This is a genomic window from Bacillus pretiosus (genome assembly GCF_052947655.1).
Genome location: NZ_CM129593.1, coordinates 4081106 through 4097732, shown reverse-complemented (window position 1 = coordinate 4097732; position 16627 = coordinate 4081106). Strand labels below are relative to the sequence as shown.

Here is a 16627-nt window from a genome sequence, read left to right as displayed (position 1 = left end):
GAGTGGTCTTACATGACTAAACAATTATTTTTCTTACCAAAAATCGATAGAGTAGCGACACAAGAGGAATTAGAAGGTGTGTTGGAAAGCGTACGTATACATAGACAATTTGGGATGATGCGTAAAGAAATGAAAGTCACTCCTTCTTATGAAATACGTGAGCATTGCCCTACATGTTCAGTTGGAAAGCCGTTAGAAGATGTTGCTATATCAAATATCCAACAAAGTAAACGAGAAGAGTGGCTTGAAAGAATGTCAGTACGTATTGATCAGTTTCTAAATCGATTAGGGAACGGACGTGCAGGAAGCATTCAAAGAGATATTATTTATAAACGTTATTTAGAAGAAGAGGACGTATGTGATTACATGGTTTATAACGAAATAGGGATGTCAGAGCGTACTTATCGACGTTGGAAGTCTAAAGCATTTTATAAGCTTGCTTTTGCACTTGGATTAGAAGTTTACGAGACAGAAGAGACTGGAGGTAATGAATAATGAATTTTGTTCAGCCAATACGTGATCCAGAAGAAATACAGCAGCTAAAAGATTATTTTAAGGAGAAGAGCTTACGTAATTACATTCTCTTTATTATGGGAATCAATACAGGTCTAAGAATCTCGGACATTTTGAAATTGAAGGTAGGAGATGTCAAAGGTAGTCATATATCTATGAGAGAAAAGAAAACGGGGAAACAGAAACGAATACAAATTACTGCAGCACTAAAAAGAGAACTTAAATGGTTCATTGAAGAAAGAGAAGATAATGAGTACCTATTGCAAAGTAGACAAGGTAAAAATCGTCCAATCGGTCGTAGCATGGCATATAAGATACTAAGTGGAGCGGCAGCAGAGTTTGGGTTAGATGAAATAGGAACACATACGCTCAGAAAGACGTACGGTTATCATATGTACATGCAAACAAAAAACATAGCATTACTCATGGAGATATTTAATCATTCGTCAGAGAAGGTCACGTTACGTTATATAGGTGTAAACCAAGATGCAATGGATAAAGCAATGACTAGGTTTAAAATATAATCATTGCTTATTTCTTTTTTAGTCTAGGGGTATCGCAGCATTTTGGAAAAAAACTACGCTAAGAGTATGCAAGATTTTATACAGTTCCAGTAACAAACAAGAGCCCTAAAACCGCACTAGGATAGGAATGTATAAAAAAATGCATAGATCCATAGAACAAAAAAAGAAGGTTCCTTGGTGAGCGTACGATTTCCTCTTTTCATTGCTACCGATAATGAGACGTTATGTTAACTTGACGTGAATATGTTATACATCAAAACTCCCCATCCAGCGTTCCCACCACATGGTACAATTAGGAAAAGAAGGAGGAGTTCAAAATGATTTTAGAAGCAGTCATGTTGCAAGTAAAAGACGGTATGGAGACGGAGTATGAATCAGTATTTAAGCAAGCATCCTCAATCATCTCTTCCATGCAAGGATACATAAATCATGAATTACAACGCTGTATGGAGCAGAAAGGAAAGTATTTGCTCCTTGTGCAATGGGAAACTTTAGAAGACCACACGATAGGATTTCGTCAATCTGAACAATATCAAGAGTGGAAAGCATTATTGCATCACTTTTATGATCCATTTCCAACAGTTGAACACTTTGAGCGTGTAGATTTATCACGAAACTGAACTTGACCGTCTATTAATACTTGAAAAGTAACTACCAATAACGATAATTATGTAAATAAGCTGTCCACATGGGCAGCTTATTTTATTTTTGTGCATAGCGTAGGTTATTTTGCAAAATGTTGGTGGTATCCCTATACAGTTACTCATAATTTTCGTACTGTGTAACTCAAAAGAGAAAGTTAAATGAAACCATTGATACCAAGGGATTCAGCGAAGGGGTCAGTTACACACAATATAAGATATGGGTAACTGGTAGTATCAAGGAATTGCATGGTGTATATACATAAATATAAAATATAAGGGGGAGGTAATTGTGATTCATGTTAAATGAAGAGCTATTAGAAGCAATAATTAAATATAAAAGGAATACTGGAAGGAATCCTAATATGTTAAAGCTAAATCCAACTTATTTTAGAAGTATTTTAGAAGAATTGAATTATCCAGAATGGATTATTAAAAAGAAGATGACAGAAATGAAAAAAAGTATCTTCGGTGTACCAGTTGAATTAACGGATGAGGTTAAAGAGTTTGAAATATAAAATAAGTGGCAGAGTCGTGACCGCTTTTTGGCAGTAAATGTGCCGGTTGTTTTGGGATTTACGTGATATATTTGTAATGTGAGAAGTGGCGGAAAACATTTTTCACGTTCCTTTATAATTCAAATGGATCGTTAGGCTATGGGTGATGGTTGAGGTTTGAATGAGATGTTGATTCTTGTTTTTAATGCCAAGGTCAAAATCTGTTGTGTAAACGGGGGAGAGCTTTTGCTCTTCTTCCAGTTACTTAATATTGTTGATGCATATCAGCGGTTCATCATTAGGTGACTGGAAGAAGAATAAAACTTCACGTACCGCAATTAAAGTACAAATTAATAATCTGTAAAAAAGCATCCATTCGGGTGCTTTTTATTTTGGAGGGGGATGAAGGATGGAAGATAAAGATGTTATAAATCATAGGCTTGAAGTCTTAGAAACAACAGCACAACAAATGTATATGGAGAAAATGATCATGCAAGGAAAAATTAACACTTTGAGTGAAACTGTAGATACATTAAGGAAATATGTTGGCGATTTAGAAAAAAGGTTGCTTCAAAGGTAGATGAAGGTGACATTACAGCTATGAGTGAACAAGCATGCGAACATGAGTGGATTCAGATACCACTTGATGGTGATATTTTTGTAGGTTGTCCTAAATGTAAAACTGTTGATAAGGAAGAGACGATGAGGTTAAGTAGAGAGTTAACGGCTCAAAAGGAGGAAGAACAGAATGGCTAATAACAAATTAATTGTTGAGGTAACTGCTGATACAACTGAAGCGTTAGAAAAGATTAAAGAAGTAACAGAAGCTGCTAATGAATGTGCGGAAGCGTTGGAGAAGTTAGAAAAGGTTATGGATAAGTTTACAAATAGAAGTGATACAGTGAGAATCTATTGTGGAGGTAAATTGTTATCAAAGTCTACAGTTAATCATACAGCTGATTCAATCCAATGTCGGGTAATTAAAGGAAGTGAAATAAATGAAGCTAACTAAACAAGAACAAGCAGTTATAATCAGCACATTCATTTCGATGTTAGGAACAGATCTTGTAAATGAGCGTATCGATAAACAAAAATTAGAAAGTGTGCTTCCTATCTTTAATGAGATGGAAGATAATACAACGCCAAAGCAAAAGAGAGAAGCGATGGTTAGTTTACTTGAAAAAACGATGGATGAATTTTTAAAGCAATAGCCATAAAAAAGGAAAAGCAACTCGCATGGGGGCGAATCGCTTTTCCTGATGGCAATGTTAATTTTATTATAGCAATTTGTATTTATTTGTAAATGTATAATCGGAATATTCTTTCTAAAGGAGTGAGGTTAGATGCAAGTCTATTGTTCTAACTGTAATAAAGACTACAATATGCAACCGAAAGTAGTACAGCTACCTAATCGTATTGAGAAGTGTTACTTCACGTGTCCTCATTGTGGCCATGAACATGTTGCTGCATATGTGAACGATAAGATTCGTAAGCATCAAGCTGATATTGCAAAGTGTCATGAGCGTATTAACAAGAGGAACCTAGACATCGAGAATGAAATGAAACGGTTGAGGAAGAAGATGGAGGGAAGTAAATGATAATGATATTAGCCTATCTTATTATTGGTTTACTTTATAGTTCCATTACGATGTATCCAGTTGCGAGAGACGTTGGACAACGGAAGAAACATGATGGTGTATATATAGTGAGTACATTTATTATTTCTATTATATTTGCCATTTGTCTCGCTCCTTTCTGGATTATTCTTCTTGGGTTTAATATAGCGAAGTTGTTTTATAAATGGAAGAATAGAAACCAAATGAACTGTGAATGTTTTAATTGCGGTTATGAATCAACAATAGATATAGTAACAGGTGCTGGTAAACGTTGTTCTAAATGCAATGGTATAACGATACCTAAAGCGTCAGGTGATACACATGCCAAGTAAACCATTCAAGCCCTGCAAGTCGTTAGGTTGCAACGAACTAACACGGGATAAGTATTGTACTAAACATATCGAAAATGAAAATGAAACTGTAAGATATTACGACAAACATATTCGAAACAAAAGCTCACGTTCATTCTACAACTCAAGATTGTGGAAGGATATGCGTGAGTTTATTTATCGTAGAGATCATGGCTTATGTGTTCAATGTAGAAGCAATGACATCATTAAGATAGGTGATGTAGTCGATCATATCATACCTATTAGAGTGGATTGGTCAAAACGATTAGAGACATCTAATTTACAAACACTCTGTCATGCTTGCCACAATAAGAAAACAAAAGAAGATGAGAAGAAAAACGGAAAATGATTCGAAAGAAAAAAATTCACAAACAACCCCCCACTATGAAAAAGCAAAAGGCGACTCCCTGGAGACCGCCGCCTAGCTTTCTGTGCAAAAAGTTCGTTTTATTCCATAAAAGGGGGTTCGCTTGAAGGAGGTGGTTCTCATAGGAAGAAAAGCGAAACCGATTCATCTACATTTGTTAGAAGGAAATACAAATCGATTAACAAAAGAAGAAATCGATCAAAGATTAGCGGCTGAAAAGAAGTTGCAAGCAAAAAAGGATAAAGTAAAACCACCAATATGGTTAGATTCAGCCGCTAAGAAAGAGTTCAAACGAATTGCAGGTGAATTATTGGAATTGGATGTTATTACAAACATAGATGTAAATGCACTAGCAACCTATTGTGATGCTTTTTCTGACTATGTTGAATGCACTAAGATCATTCGAGAAGAAGGACTACTTGTTGAATATACCAATAAGGCAGCTGAAACCAATAAAGTGCCACATCCACTACTCACAAAGAAGAAGCAGTTACATGAGCAAATGAAGGCCCTGGCTGTTGAGTTTGGTCTTACACCAAGTGCAAGAGCAAAAATAGTAATTCCAAATATAAAACAAGGACCGAAAACTAACGTAGAAAAGGAGTTTGACGTATAACGTGATTAGACAATGGATGTTGGACTATTGTGATGATGTATTAAGTGGTGAGGTCGTTGCCTGTCAAAAACATAAACAAGCTTGTAAACGATTTCTAAGAGATATCGATCGTGAAGGTTCTGAAGATTTCCCTTATGTCTTCAATGAAGAAAAGGCACTTCGTTTTTTAAAATGGATGTCTTTATTTAAACATACAAAAGGGAAATTGGCTGGGAAAAGGATTGAACCACATTCTATACAAATCTTTGTATTTAGCAATATTTATGGATGGATGCATAGAAATACGGGATTACGTCGATTTAAAAAAGCTTATTGGCAAGTAGGTCGTAAAAATGCAAAGTCGCAATCTTTAGCGTGCGTTGGTTCATATGAAGCAATGGCCTTTGGTGAGAATATGTCTGAAGTATATGTTGGTGCCACAAAAACAGAGCAAAGTAAAATCGTTTGGAATGAGATTAAAGCACAGATGAATGGATGCGATGATTTAAAAGGAAAATTTAATATCGCTTATGGGAAAATTGAACATTTAAAGACAAACTCTTTTATTTCAGCATTATCAAAAGATGCCGGCAAGTCTGGTGACGGTTTAAATGTTCAATGCGGGATTATTGATGAATATCATGCTCATGCTACTTCTGAGATTTATGATGTCCTTGTATCAGGTTCAGGTGCGCGACCAAATCCTTTAATGATGATTATTACAACGGCAGGATTCAATTTGAATAATCCATGCTATCGTGTGGAATATCAATATGTTTCTAAGATTCTAGATCCGAATATTGATATTGAAAATGAAGAGTATTTTGTAATGGTCAATGAATTAGATAAAAATGATGAAATCACAAATCCAAATGTATGGGAAAAGGCAAACCCTATTTTATGTAGCTATGAAGAAGGGCGCTCTTTTTTAAAAGGGGAGCTACAATCAGCGTTAGATGTACCTGAGAAAATGCGGAATTTCCTTACTAAAAATATGAATCGATGGGTTGATATGAAGGAAAACGGCTACATGGATATGAAAAAGTGGAAAGATTGCGATGGAACGGTTGAATTATCTGAATTAAAAGGTTTGGAATGTACAGTAGGAGTCGACTTATCAGCCAAAATTGATTTAACAAGCATTTCATTTGAGTTTAAGAAAGATGATAAGTACATTGTTTTAAGTCATAGCTTTATGCCGGAAGATACATTAGCTGAGAAGAGACAAACGGATAAAGTTCCTTATGATCTGTGGGTACAACAAAAATGGATTACGACAACTCCTGGTGCGGTAGTTGATTATGAATTTATCAAAACACATATTAGAAACATGGAGAAAGAGAATAAGTTCAAAATTAAAGAAATATGTGCTGATCCATGGAATGCAACACAGTTTATGCAAGACATGGAAGCTGAAGGCTATACGATGATAGAGATACGCCAAGGAATGGCGACTTTATCAGGTCCTACAAAAGATTTTCGAGAACAAGTGTATCTAAATAAAGTTATCCATAATAACAACCCTGTATTAAATTGGGCAACTAGTAATGCTATAACAAGGCAGGATGCTAACGAAAACATTATGTTGGACAAGTCAAAAGCAACAGAAAGAATTGATCCAATTGCGGCTGTAATAAATTCACATGTTCGTTGTATGCTTAATTCTGGTGAGATGAACTTAAATTCATATATATTAAGTCAAGATTTCTCATTCTAGGAGGAATTACATGAGGTTTTTATTGTTTTTTATCAGTATTTTAGATGATATTTTATTCATTTCAGGGTTGTCCATCATTATCGGGACGACCTTTTTTATTAATCCCATTTTTGGATGGTATTTGTTAGGAGTTATTCTCACAATGTTGGGGGTGATAATGATCAGAAGATAGGAAGGAGGTGAAATTTTTGATTTTTCGGCAGTTATTTAGAAACCAGGATACAACAGATTTAAGAAATCCGGCTCCTTGGTTTAAAAGTTTGTTTGGTTATCAAGCCGCAAGCGGTGAAAAAGTAACAGTTGAGTCATCTTTAAGTGTTCCAACAGTTTACCGATGTATTAATATCCTTGCAAATAGTGTTGCAATGCTTCCATTTCAAACATTTAAAAAGACAGCAAAGGGAAGAGAACGAGATAAGATGCATCAGGTTTCCTTTGTTTTAGAAAGAAGACCAAATCCATTTCAAAGCCCATTTAAATTCAAACATTTAATCGAAACACACCGTAATACATGGGGAAATGCTTACATCAATATCCATTGGGGTGTGGATGGCAGACCAAAGGAATTATGGGGATTAAATCCGGCGGTTACAACCCCCACTGTGGACTTAAAGACGAATAAATTATGGTATTTTACGAGTTTGCCAGATGGTACACCTGTAAAAATACCTGATGATGACATAATTCATCTTACTACATTGTCCACTGATGGTTTGAAAGGGAAACCGCCTATTCAGATTGCAAGAGAGTCTATAGGTAGCTCACAAGCAGCACAAAAGTTTAAAGGTAAATTCTTTACGAATGGTGCAGCGCATAGTGGGATATTGAAAACTCAACAAGCCCTTGGAAAAGAAGCAAAGGATGTACTTCGTGATGCTTGGGAAGAGGCAAATACAGGATTAAATAACGCTCAAAGGATTGCAATTTTAGATGCTGGTTTAGAGTTTGAAAAGGTTGGAATGCCTTTGAAAGACGCTCAATTTATTGAAGGTATGAAATTTGATAAAGGCGAGATTGCAAATATCTTTAATATTCCGTTGCACATGATTAATGAGCTAGATCGTGCTACTTTCTCCAATATTGAGCAACAAGCGTTGGATTTTATTCAAAATACATTGAGTCCAATTCTTATTCAGTATGAAGAAGAGTTTTCTTATAAAGCATTTTCATTTAATGAGCAAAAACGATATTACTTAAAGTTTAATCTAACAAGTTTACTCCGTGCTGATTCTAAATCAAGAGCAGAATTCTATAAGATTATGTTAGATGCTGGTGCTTTTTCGATCAATAAAGTATTAGAGCTTGAAGACATAGATGGAATTGGAGAATACGGTGATAAACACCGTGTTGATCTAAATCATGTATCTATTGAAATTGCGGATGAATACCAATTAGCGAAAGCAAGTGGAGGTTTGTCGCTGAAAGGAGGTGAGGACAATTAAAGACGTGTTTACTATTAAAAATCAGACAAATTCTTCAGCCGATCTATTCATTTATGGCGACATCATAAATAATTCCGGATGGAAATGGGACGATTCTGATGTTATGCCTGATGATGTGAAAAACATTTTAGGACAATTAGATGATAAAAGTAACTTAAATATCTATGTAAATAGTGGTGGGGGCTCAGTATTTGCTGGTTTGGCTATTTATAATATGCTCAAGCGCAATAAAGCTCAAAAAACTGTCTATGTGGATGGTGTTGCAGCATCAATTGCTTCTGTAATCGCCCTAGCCGGTGATCGTGTTGTTGTCCCTTCTAACGCTTTCTTGATGATTCATAAACCTTGGACGTATGCAGCTGGAAATGCAATTGATTTCCGAAAGGCAGCAGAAGATTTGGATAACATTGAGTCTGGAATCATGAATGTGTACAAAGAAAATTTGAAAGAAGGCATTGCAATTGAAGAAATTCAACAATTAGTAGATGCTGAGACCTGGTTAAGTGGTGAAGAAGCTGAAAAATACTTCAATATAGAGGTTGTGGAAGCAAAAGACGTTGCAGCATGTACGAGTGATTACTTTGATAAATATCAAAAAACACCAAGTAAAGTAGTAGCAAAAGCTCTTTCTATTCCAAAGAAGGATAATAAAGAACGATTAAAAATTCAAAATGCAATAGACCTGTTAGAACTATAGGTCTATTTTTTGTGCCAATACAAGGAGGAAATACCTAATGGATAAACATGAACAAGAGTTACGTCAAAAAGTTGCTGATTTAAAAGCGAAGGCTGAAGAGTTTAACAATAGCGGTAAATATGAAGATGCAAAAGCAAAAATTGAGGAAGCGAAAAATGCAAAAAACGAACTAGATAACTATCTAGCGATGAAGCAAATTCAAGTTCCTGAACCTGTAAACTCGCAAACGGGTGCATTAGTCCCAGATTCAATTAAAAATGAAGATGCATCATATAAAGAAGTATTTATGAAAGCAATTCGCGGTCAAAATCTAACTCATGAAGAAGCAAGTATCATGCAAGAATATAAAGCGGCACTATCTGAAAATAAAGGTGAAGATGGCGGATACATCGTTCCAGAAGATATCACAACTACAATTAATCAGTTAAAACAAACAACTGATAGCTTAGAACAATATGTAAATGTACAACCAGTTTCAACAAATAAAGGTGCTCGTACATTAGAAAAACGTGCAGCATCTACACCATTTGCTCCATTATCAGAGTATGGAAATCCAAATGCGATGAAAGAAATTCCTTCTCCACAATTTGACCGTATACCTTATGCAATTGATGATTATGCTGGATTCTTACCTGTACCAAATGATTTATTAAGCGATACAGATCAAGCTTTAGAAAATTATTTACGTCAATGGATTGCTAAAAAGTCTGTTGCGACTCGAAATTATCTAATTTTACAAGAAATCAACAAACTTACAAAGGTTGATTTAAAAGATTATAACGGGCTAAAAACAACACTAAACGTTACACTTGATCCAATCTTTGCAGCATCAGCTAACATTATTACAAACCAGGATGGATTCAATTACTTAGATCAACTAGAAGATAAGAATGGTCGTCCGCTTCTACAACCGGATCCAACAAACCCAACTCGTAAATTATTTTCTGGCAAGCCTGTTGTTGTCTTATCAAATAAAACAATCGCAACAGATGGCGCAGGGAAAGCACCATTCATTGTTGGTGATTTAAAAGAAGCGATTGTACTTTGGGATAGACAACAATTGTCTATTGATATGACCAAAGAGGGCGGAAACGCTTGGAGAAGTAATACAACTGAGTTCCGAGCTATTGAGCGTGAGGACGTTACATTATGGGATGCAGAAGCGGTTGTGTATGGACAAATTATCGTTGTACCTAAAACAGGAGCTTAATAAATTAGGGGGTGTCCTTCTTGGCACTTACATTAGAAGAAGCAAAAAAGTATCTTCGTGTGGATGGTGATGAGGAGGACGAGCTCATTACATCTTTCATAGCAGCAGCTGAAATATATATTAAGAATGCCACAAGTAAAAATGTAGATTTGAAGAGCGAGCTTGCTAAATTAGCAGCTCGTATTTTAATTGCTCATTGGTATGAAAATCGGGAAGTGGTTGGAAAAGCTGAACAACTAGCATTTAGTTTGCAGTCAATATTAGTCCAATTGCAATATTGTGTAGGTGATTCCACATGAATCCAGGTAAATTAGATAAACGTCTTACGTTCCAAGTAATAGACGAGGATGCAAAGAGCCCAGATGGTGATCCGATAGAAGGATATAAAGATTCTTTTACTGTGTGGGGCTCTTTTATTTTTTTAAAAGGTAGAAAATACTTTGAAGCAGCAGCGGCTAATAGCGAAGTTCAGGGTGAAACAGAAATCCGCTTACGTTCTGATGTGAATGCTGATATGAGAATTAAGTATAAAAACACGATTTATGACATTGTTTCGGTCATTCCGACTGAAAAACACACGTTGTCAATCATGTGGAAGCGTGGTGGGATGAATGGCTGATGGTGTAGATTTTCTAGGTTTTGATCGTTTAATCACTGAATTAGAGCAAATGGGTTTACGTGGAGAAAAGATTGAAGATAAAGCTCTTGCAGCAGGTGGAGAACCTATTCGAAAAGCCATTTCTGAAATAGCTCCAAGAAGTGATAGTCCTAAAAAAGCAACGAAAAGCGAACCGTGGCGTACAGGACAACATTTGGCTGATAATATACGAGTTACAAAAGCTAAGATGGAAGGCGGCATAAAAACTATTAAAATTGGGATAGACAAAGCGGATCGTTCTCCGTATTTATATGGAAAGTTTGTAGAATGGGGAACATCTAAAATGCCAGCTCAACCATTTATAGAACCGGGTTTTAATTCTTCAAAAGAAGCAGCAATTCGTGCTATGACAGACATTTTGAAGAATGAAATGAGGTTGAATTTATGATAAATTTACGTCCCGAAATTGTACAAGCTCTTGAAAATAATCAGGAGCTTGTTTCTTTATTAGGTGGAAAACGTGTTTATTATCGTAAAGCCAAAAACGCTGAAGAGTTTCCGCGTATTACGTTTTTTGAATTAGACAATAGGCCAGATGGATTTGCAGATAATGATGAAAGCGAAAGTGAAATCACATTCCAAATCGATATTTGGTCAAAAGGTAGTACAACAGCAATTCATCAAAAGGTGAATGAAATCATGAAAAGTATTGGTTTCTCACGTTATGCAGTTGCTGATTTATATGAAGATGATACAAAAATTTTTCATTACGCGATGCGATTCGCGAAAGGAGTGGAGTTATAGATGGCTGGAGAAGTTATTAAAATTAGTTCGACTGTCGGTGTTGATAGCCTAGTTTATGCAAAAACATTAAAAGATGATTCGACAGGTGTTGACTACACTACAGTTAAAAAGATGGAAGGCGCAGTGAAGGTTAAAACGTCTAAAAAAGTAGCTACCGAGATTATGTGGAGTGACAATAAAAAATCGGAAATCGCTGAGTCTGACAGTGAGGTTGAAGTTGAAATTGAAGTTCGAGGTCTTTCGTTATCAACAAAAGCAGACATTGAGGGATTTCCAGAAGTTACAGATGGTGTATTAGATGAAAAACGAGAGGGCGAAAAACCATATTTAGCAATTGGATGGCGCTTTTTAAAGGCTAATGGAAAATATCGATATGTTTGGTTATTAAAAGGGAAACTTTCGCAGGAAGAGGAAGAAGCTGAAACTAAAAAAGATAAGCCAAACTTCCAAACAACGAAACTGAAAGGTTCATTCATAGAACGTGATTTTGATGATAGAACTAAGTTTACAGCGGATGAAGATGAACCTACGTTTACAAAAGTTATTGGAGATAATTGGTTCAAAAAGGTATACGAGAAACCTGTAGTACAACCACCAGCAGGAAAGTAAGAGGGGGCAAAAGCTCTCTCTTTTTTATTAAATTTAGGAGGAAAAAACTATGAAATTAACTTTAATAATTAATAAAGAAAAACAAATCTTTAATATGCCAGAATTTATTCCGGCCCGTCTTATCCGTCAGGCTCCTGAACTTGCTGAAATCCCAAATAATCCTGGTCCAGAAGATATGGATAAAATGGTTCAATTCGTGGTGAAAGTGTATGACGGTCAATTTACATTAGATCAGTATTGGGATGGTGTGGATGCCCGCAAATTCTTATCTACAACTTCAGATGTAATCAATGCAATTATTAGTGAAACTGTCGAAGCGGCTGGTGGTAATCCTGTATCTGGAGAAGAAGAAAACCCAAACGCGTAGAGGGAGGAGGGCTAACGTTCAGTGAATTTATGGACGAGCTTTACCTCTCTTTATTACGTCAGGGATATAAACACCATCATATCGATAACGAAATGGATATTTGGCATTATTTACGGTTGAATCAGAAAAGTCGTGAACAAGGTAATTCAAATGATGGAAGCCAAAATTCAAACGAGATTGAAGTGCCAGCCGAAAATATTATCTAGCAAGGGGGTGAGACATTGGCGAATGAAATGAATAATTTAGTAGTTAGACTTTCGCTTGATAATGTTAATTTCCGTCAAGGCATTGCAAATTCAGGACGTGCAGTAAAGACATTACAGAATGAATTGAAATCTGTAAGTACAGGTATGGGCGGTTTCGCTAGTGCTAGCCAACAAACACAAGCAAAAATGGATACTTTAAGCAGGCTCATTGACGCGCAAAAAGAGAAAGTTAAAGCGTTACGGCAAGCTTATGATCAGAATAAGGCTAAATTAGGTGAAAATGATGCAGCAACACAACGATACGCTTCACAAGTTAATAAGGCTGTTGCAGATTTAAATAGATTTGAAAATGAATTAAAGCAAGTAAATAAGCAAGCTGAACAAAAGGGAATTGATAAGTTAAACAATTCTTTAAAGTCTCTACAAGCTGAATTCCAGTCTATTACATCCGGTATGGGCGGTTTTTCTAATGCAACTGAACAAACCCGCGCTAAAGTAGATGTTTTAACTAGAATGGTAGATAAGCAAAAGGAGAAGATTAGGGAACTTCAACAGGCTTACAATCGTGCCAAAACAGAAGAAGGCGAAGCGAGTCAGTCAGCGCAACGATATGCCGAACAAATTCATCGGGCAACGGCTGAACTTAATCAATTCGAAAATGGATTACAACAGTCAAATCGAGAATTAGAGCAGCAAGGTAATCGTCTATTGAACTTTGGTAATCGTATGGAGACATTAGGTAATCATTTGCAAAATGCCGGAATGCAGATCGGCATGGTATTCGGTGGTATGACTTATGCAATTGGTCGAGGTCTGAAATCAGCTGTGGAAGAATCCATGAACTTTGAACAACAGATGGCTAACATAAAAGCAGTATCTGGTGCAACAGGACAAGAAATGAGTAAACTCTCCGAATTAGCTGTTAAATACGGAGAAGATACGAAATATTCTTCTGTAGAAGCCGGAAAAGGGATTGAAGAATTAATCAAAGCTGGGGTTAGTTTAAAGGATATTATCAATGGTGGATTAGAAGGAGCCCTAAATTTAGCAGCCGCAGGTGAATTAGAACTAGGAGAAGCAGCTGAAATTGCTTCAACCGCCTTAAATGCATTTAAAAAGGATGGTTTAAGCGTTACGGATGCAGCTAACTTACTTGCAGGTGCAGCTAACGCATCAGCGACTGATGTACATGAACTGAAATACGGTTTATCAGCAGTTGCAGCAGTTGCAGCAGGAGCAGGTATGACATTTAAAGATACATCAACAGCTTTAGCGGTATTCGCTCAAAATGGTTTAAAAGGTTCGGATGCAGGTACTTCGTTGAAAACTATGCTTATGAGGTTAAATCCATCAACTAAGGAAGCGTATAACAAAATGAAAGATTTGGGTTTAATCACATACAATGCACAAGCTGGTTTTGATTTCTTGGTTAAAAATGGCATCCAACCAGCCTCCAGAAATGTAGGGGATATAGAAGTTGCTTTAGAAAAATATGTAATGAAAACAGAAGGTGTAACGAAATGGAATGATAAATGTGATACTACATTCCGTGAGTTAGCAACTAGTTCGGCTTTCTTATCATCAAAATTTTACGATCAACAAGGGAAAATCCAAAGTTTAGAGAATATATCAGGAATTCTTCATGAATCCATGAAAGATTTAACAGATCAACAACGAAGCATGGCTTTAGAAACGTTATTCGGTTCGGATGCAGTCCGTGGTGCGACAATTTTGTTTAATGAAAGCGCACAAGGTGTAAATAAAATGTATAGTGAGATGTCTAAAGTAACTGCTTTAGAAACCGCTAATACGAAAATGAACACTTTGAAAGGTCGTATTGAACAATTGAGTGGAGCATTCGATACAATGAAAAAGACAATTGGTGACGCGCTTGCCCCTGTGGTTAGTGCTTTTGTTGCTGGATTACAGAAACTTGTGGATGGCTTTAATGCATTACCTGGTCCAGTACAAAAGGCAATTGCAATTACAGGCGGTATCGTTCTTGCTATAACGGCCATTGTAACAGCTATAGGAATATTTCTTGGAGCAGTTGGAATGGTTGTTTCAGGAATTGGCGCTTTATCTTTAGCATTGGCACCAATTGGTGGGATTGCTGGAATTGCGGCTGGATCAGTTGGATTCCTAGGAAGTGCGCTTGCCGTTTTAACAGGCCCAATCGGTCTAGTAGCAGCCGCTCTTATCGGAACTGGAGTTGTTGCATATAAAGCATATCAAAAAGCAACTGAAGACAGTATCGCTTCAGTAGATCGTTTTGCTACGAATACAGAAGGGAAAGTAAGCTCATCGACAAAGAAAGTTCTTGGCGAGTATTTCAAGTTGTCTGATGGCATTAGACAAAAGTTAACTGAAATTAGATTGAATCATGAAGTGATAACAGAAGAACAGTCACAAAAGTTAATTGGTCAATATGACAAGTTAGGTAACACGATTATAGAAAAAACAAATGCAAGACAACAAAAAGAAGTTGAAGGACTTAAAAAGTTTTTTGCGGATTCTTATGTATTAACCGCGGAAGAAGAAAATAAGCGGATTGAACAAATGAATCAACATTACGAGCAAGAAAAGCTAAAAACACAAGAAAAAGAAAACAAAATTAAAGAAATCCTACAAACGGCAGCTAGGGAAAATAGAGAATTAACAACATCCGAACGTATTTCTTTACAGGCATTACAGGATGAAATGGACAGAGTTGCTGTAGAGCATATGTCTAAAAATCAAATGGAACAAAAGGTTATTCTTGAAAATATGCGAGTGCAAGCTAGTGAGATATCAGCTAGACAAGCAGCTGAAGTTGTTCAACATAGTGCAGAAACTAGAGATAAAGTTATAGCAGATGCTAAGAAAACTCGTGACGATAAAATTGCAGAAGCAATTCGACAACGAGATGAAAATAAAACCATTAACGCTGAAGAAGCCAATGCAATTATTGCAGAAGCAAAACGTCAATATGATAGCACAGTTTCCACAGCAAGAGATAAACATCGAGAAATCGTAAGCGAAGCTCAGGCGCAAGCTGGTGAACATGCTAATCAGGTAGATTGGGAGACTGGTCAAGTAAAGTCAAAATATCAAGTTATGAAAGATGATGTTGTTCGAAAAATGAAAGAAATGGGTTCGGATATTTCCAACAAATATGACGAAATGAAAAATGCAGCCAGCAATAAAGTAGAAGAAATAAAAAATACAGTTTCAAGGAAATTTGAAGAAAAGAAAAAAGCTGTTTTAGATAAGATGTCAGAAATAAAAAGCGGTATTGAAGATAAGTGGAATACAGTTGAAAAATTCTTCAGTACAATCAATCTTTATTCAATAGGCAAGAGTATTCTGGAAGGACTTGGAAGAGGTATCGATGATGCATCTGGTGGTTTATTTAGTAAAGCGGCTGGAATTGCAAGCGAGATAAAAAACACCATTTCAGGGGCTCTTGAAATAAACAGTCCATCGAAAGTAATGATACCCGTTGGTAGTGCGGTTCCAGAAGGTGTTGGAGTTGGTATGGATAAAGGGAAACGGTTTGTTGTCGATGCAGCAAAAAATGTAGTCGGAACCGTTAAGAAGCAGATGGGGAATATGCCATCTGTTTTTGATTTTGGCTTCCAAACAAATCAATATAGTATCCCGCGTAATAACTTTGGCGATTTCAACGGATATGCACAACCGCAATTATCTTATAACAATTCACCTACAGCAAAAACAATATTCCCAAATAGACCAGATGGAGAACAAGAACTGAAGTTAACTGTAAACATGACCAATGTTTTAGATGGAAAAGAGCTTGCAAATGGTAGTTATACTTATACTACAAAGCTTCAAGATCGTGAACAAAAAAGAAAATCGGAATTTTAAGGGGGGA

At 36.3% G+C, this 16627-nt stretch carries 23 protein-coding genes; all 23 read left to right on the top strand.

Translation table 11 applies throughout. The annotated features are described in order from the left end of the window. Nucleotides 1-12 precede the first annotated feature (12 nt). Entirely contained in the window at nucleotides 13-495 is a 483-nt protein-coding gene (locus ACU8YW_RS21035; protein ID WP_426933873.1) for an ArpU family phage packaging/lysis transcriptional regulator, read from the top strand. After that, nucleotides 495-1037, top strand: a complete 543-nt coding sequence (locus ACU8YW_RS21030; protein WP_016090282.1) for a site-specific integrase — start codon at nucleotides 495-497, stop codon at nucleotides 1035-1037. Before ACU8YW_RS21035 ends, ACU8YW_RS21030 begins: the two co-directional genes overlap by 1 nt. Before the next feature lie 317 nt (nucleotides 1038-1354). Further along, the gene (locus tag ACU8YW_RS21025) at nucleotides 1355-1657 is read left to right on the top strand and encodes an antibiotic biosynthesis monooxygenase family protein (RefSeq protein ID WP_098649148.1); all 303 of its coding nucleotides are present in this window, start codon (nucleotides 1355-1357) and stop codon (nucleotides 1655-1657) included. Nucleotides 1658-1977: 320 nt separating this feature from the next. Continuing rightward, nucleotides 1978-2196 carry a hypothetical protein gene (locus ACU8YW_RS21020; RefSeq protein WP_088311744.1) on the top strand — a complete coding sequence of 73 codons (219 nt, stop codon included), beginning with the start codon at nucleotides 1978-1980 and terminating at the stop codon, nucleotides 2194-2196. A 388-nt stretch (nucleotides 2197-2584) separates the two neighbouring features. Continuing rightward, nucleotides 2585-2755 carry a hypothetical protein gene (locus ACU8YW_RS21015; protein WP_426933872.1) on the top strand — a complete coding sequence of 57 codons (171 nt, stop codon included), beginning with the start codon at nucleotides 2585-2587 and terminating at the stop codon, nucleotides 2753-2755. A gap of 20 nt (nucleotides 2756-2775) precedes the next feature. Beyond that, nucleotides 2776-2931, top strand: coding sequence for a hypothetical protein (locus tag ACU8YW_RS21010; RefSeq protein WP_426933871.1), 156 nt, complete (start codon nucleotides 2776-2778; stop codon nucleotides 2929-2931). Further along, nucleotides 2924-3187 (top strand): hypothetical protein, encoded by a 264-nt coding sequence (locus ACU8YW_RS21005; RefSeq protein ID WP_426933870.1) that lies wholly within the window; start codon nucleotides 2924-2926, stop codon nucleotides 3185-3187. Before ACU8YW_RS21010 ends, ACU8YW_RS21005 begins: the two co-directional genes overlap by 8 nt. Next, nucleotides 3174-3386 (top strand): hypothetical protein, encoded by a 213-nt coding sequence (locus ACU8YW_RS21000; protein ID WP_426933869.1) that lies wholly within the window; start codon nucleotides 3174-3176, stop codon nucleotides 3384-3386. Before ACU8YW_RS21005 ends, ACU8YW_RS21000 begins: the two co-directional genes overlap by 14 nt. 132 nt (nucleotides 3387-3518) lie before the next feature. Further along, nucleotides 3519-3773 carry a hypothetical protein gene (locus ACU8YW_RS20995; protein WP_426933868.1) on the top strand — a complete coding sequence of 85 codons (255 nt, stop codon included), beginning with the start codon at nucleotides 3519-3521 and terminating at the stop codon, nucleotides 3771-3773. Then, nucleotides 3770-4123, top strand: a complete 354-nt coding sequence (locus ACU8YW_RS20990) for a hypothetical protein (RefSeq protein WP_340438954.1) — start codon at nucleotides 3770-3772, stop codon at nucleotides 4121-4123. Before ACU8YW_RS20995 ends, ACU8YW_RS20990 begins: the two co-directional genes overlap by 4 nt. Continuing rightward, the gene (locus tag ACU8YW_RS20985) at nucleotides 4113-4490 is read left to right on the top strand and encodes an HNH endonuclease (protein WP_426933866.1); all 378 of its coding nucleotides are present in this window, start codon (nucleotides 4113-4115) and stop codon (nucleotides 4488-4490) included. Before ACU8YW_RS20990 ends, ACU8YW_RS20985 begins: the two co-directional genes overlap by 11 nt. A 130-nt stretch (nucleotides 4491-4620) precedes the next feature. Continuing rightward, a complete protein-coding gene (locus ACU8YW_RS20980) occupies nucleotides 4621-5124 on the top strand; it encodes a phage terminase small subunit P27 family (protein ID WP_426933898.1) in 504 nt (167 codons plus the stop codon). Nucleotide 5125: 1 nt separating this feature from the next. Beyond that, the gene (locus ACU8YW_RS20975) at nucleotides 5126-6820 is read left to right on the top strand and encodes a terminase large subunit (protein WP_426933865.1); all 1695 of its coding nucleotides are present in this window, start codon (nucleotides 5126-5128) and stop codon (nucleotides 6818-6820) included. 188 nt (nucleotides 6821-7008) lie between these two features. Next, nucleotides 7009-8262 (top strand): phage portal protein, encoded by a 1254-nt coding sequence (locus tag ACU8YW_RS20970; RefSeq protein WP_426933864.1) that lies wholly within the window; start codon nucleotides 7009-7011, stop codon nucleotides 8260-8262. Next, nucleotides 8249-8959: a head maturation protease, ClpP-related gene (locus ACU8YW_RS20965; protein ID WP_426933863.1), complete on the top strand. Its 711-nt coding sequence runs from the start codon at nucleotides 8249-8251 to the stop codon at nucleotides 8957-8959. The genes ACU8YW_RS20970 and ACU8YW_RS20965 overlap by 14 nt, the downstream gene beginning before the upstream one ends. 37 nt (nucleotides 8960-8996) lie before the next feature. Continuing rightward, nucleotides 8997-10169: a phage major capsid protein gene (locus tag ACU8YW_RS20960; RefSeq protein WP_426933862.1), complete on the top strand. Its 1173-nt coding sequence runs from the start codon at nucleotides 8997-8999 to the stop codon at nucleotides 10167-10169. A gap of 20 nt (nucleotides 10170-10189) precedes the next feature. After that, complete coding sequence (locus ACU8YW_RS20955; RefSeq protein ID WP_426933861.1) at nucleotides 10190-10468, top strand: head-tail connector protein; 279 nt, start codon at nucleotides 10190-10192, stop codon at nucleotides 10466-10468. Further along, the gene (locus ACU8YW_RS20950) at nucleotides 10465-10788 is read left to right on the top strand and encodes a phage head closure protein (protein ID WP_098720651.1); all 324 of its coding nucleotides are present in this window, start codon (nucleotides 10465-10467) and stop codon (nucleotides 10786-10788) included. The genes ACU8YW_RS20955 and ACU8YW_RS20950 overlap by 4 nt, the downstream gene beginning before the upstream one ends. Further along, nucleotides 10781-11215: an HK97-gp10 family putative phage morphogenesis protein gene (locus ACU8YW_RS20945; RefSeq protein WP_426933860.1), complete on the top strand. Its 435-nt coding sequence runs from the start codon at nucleotides 10781-10783 to the stop codon at nucleotides 11213-11215. Before ACU8YW_RS20950 ends, ACU8YW_RS20945 begins: the two co-directional genes overlap by 8 nt. Beyond that, nucleotides 11212-11571, top strand: a complete 360-nt coding sequence (gp17, locus tag ACU8YW_RS20940; protein ID WP_330938797.1) for a tail completion protein gp17 — start codon at nucleotides 11212-11214, stop codon at nucleotides 11569-11571. The genes ACU8YW_RS20945 and gp17 overlap by 4 nt, the downstream gene beginning before the upstream one ends. Beyond that, nucleotides 11572-12180: a major tail protein gene (locus ACU8YW_RS20935; RefSeq protein ID WP_426933858.1), complete on the top strand. Its 609-nt coding sequence runs from the start codon at nucleotides 11572-11574 to the stop codon at nucleotides 12178-12180. A 49-nt stretch (nucleotides 12181-12229) separates the two neighbouring features. Then, the gene (gene gpG / locus ACU8YW_RS20930) at nucleotides 12230-12547 is read left to right on the top strand and encodes a phage tail assembly chaperone G (protein ID WP_137012070.1); all 318 of its coding nucleotides are present in this window, start codon (nucleotides 12230-12232) and stop codon (nucleotides 12545-12547) included. Nucleotides 12548-12768: 221 nt separating this feature from the next. Further along, nucleotides 12769-16620, top strand: a complete 3852-nt coding sequence (locus tag ACU8YW_RS20925) for a phage tail tape measure protein (protein ID WP_446893996.1) — start codon at nucleotides 12769-12771, stop codon at nucleotides 16618-16620. Nucleotides 16621-16627 lie beyond the last annotated feature (7 nt).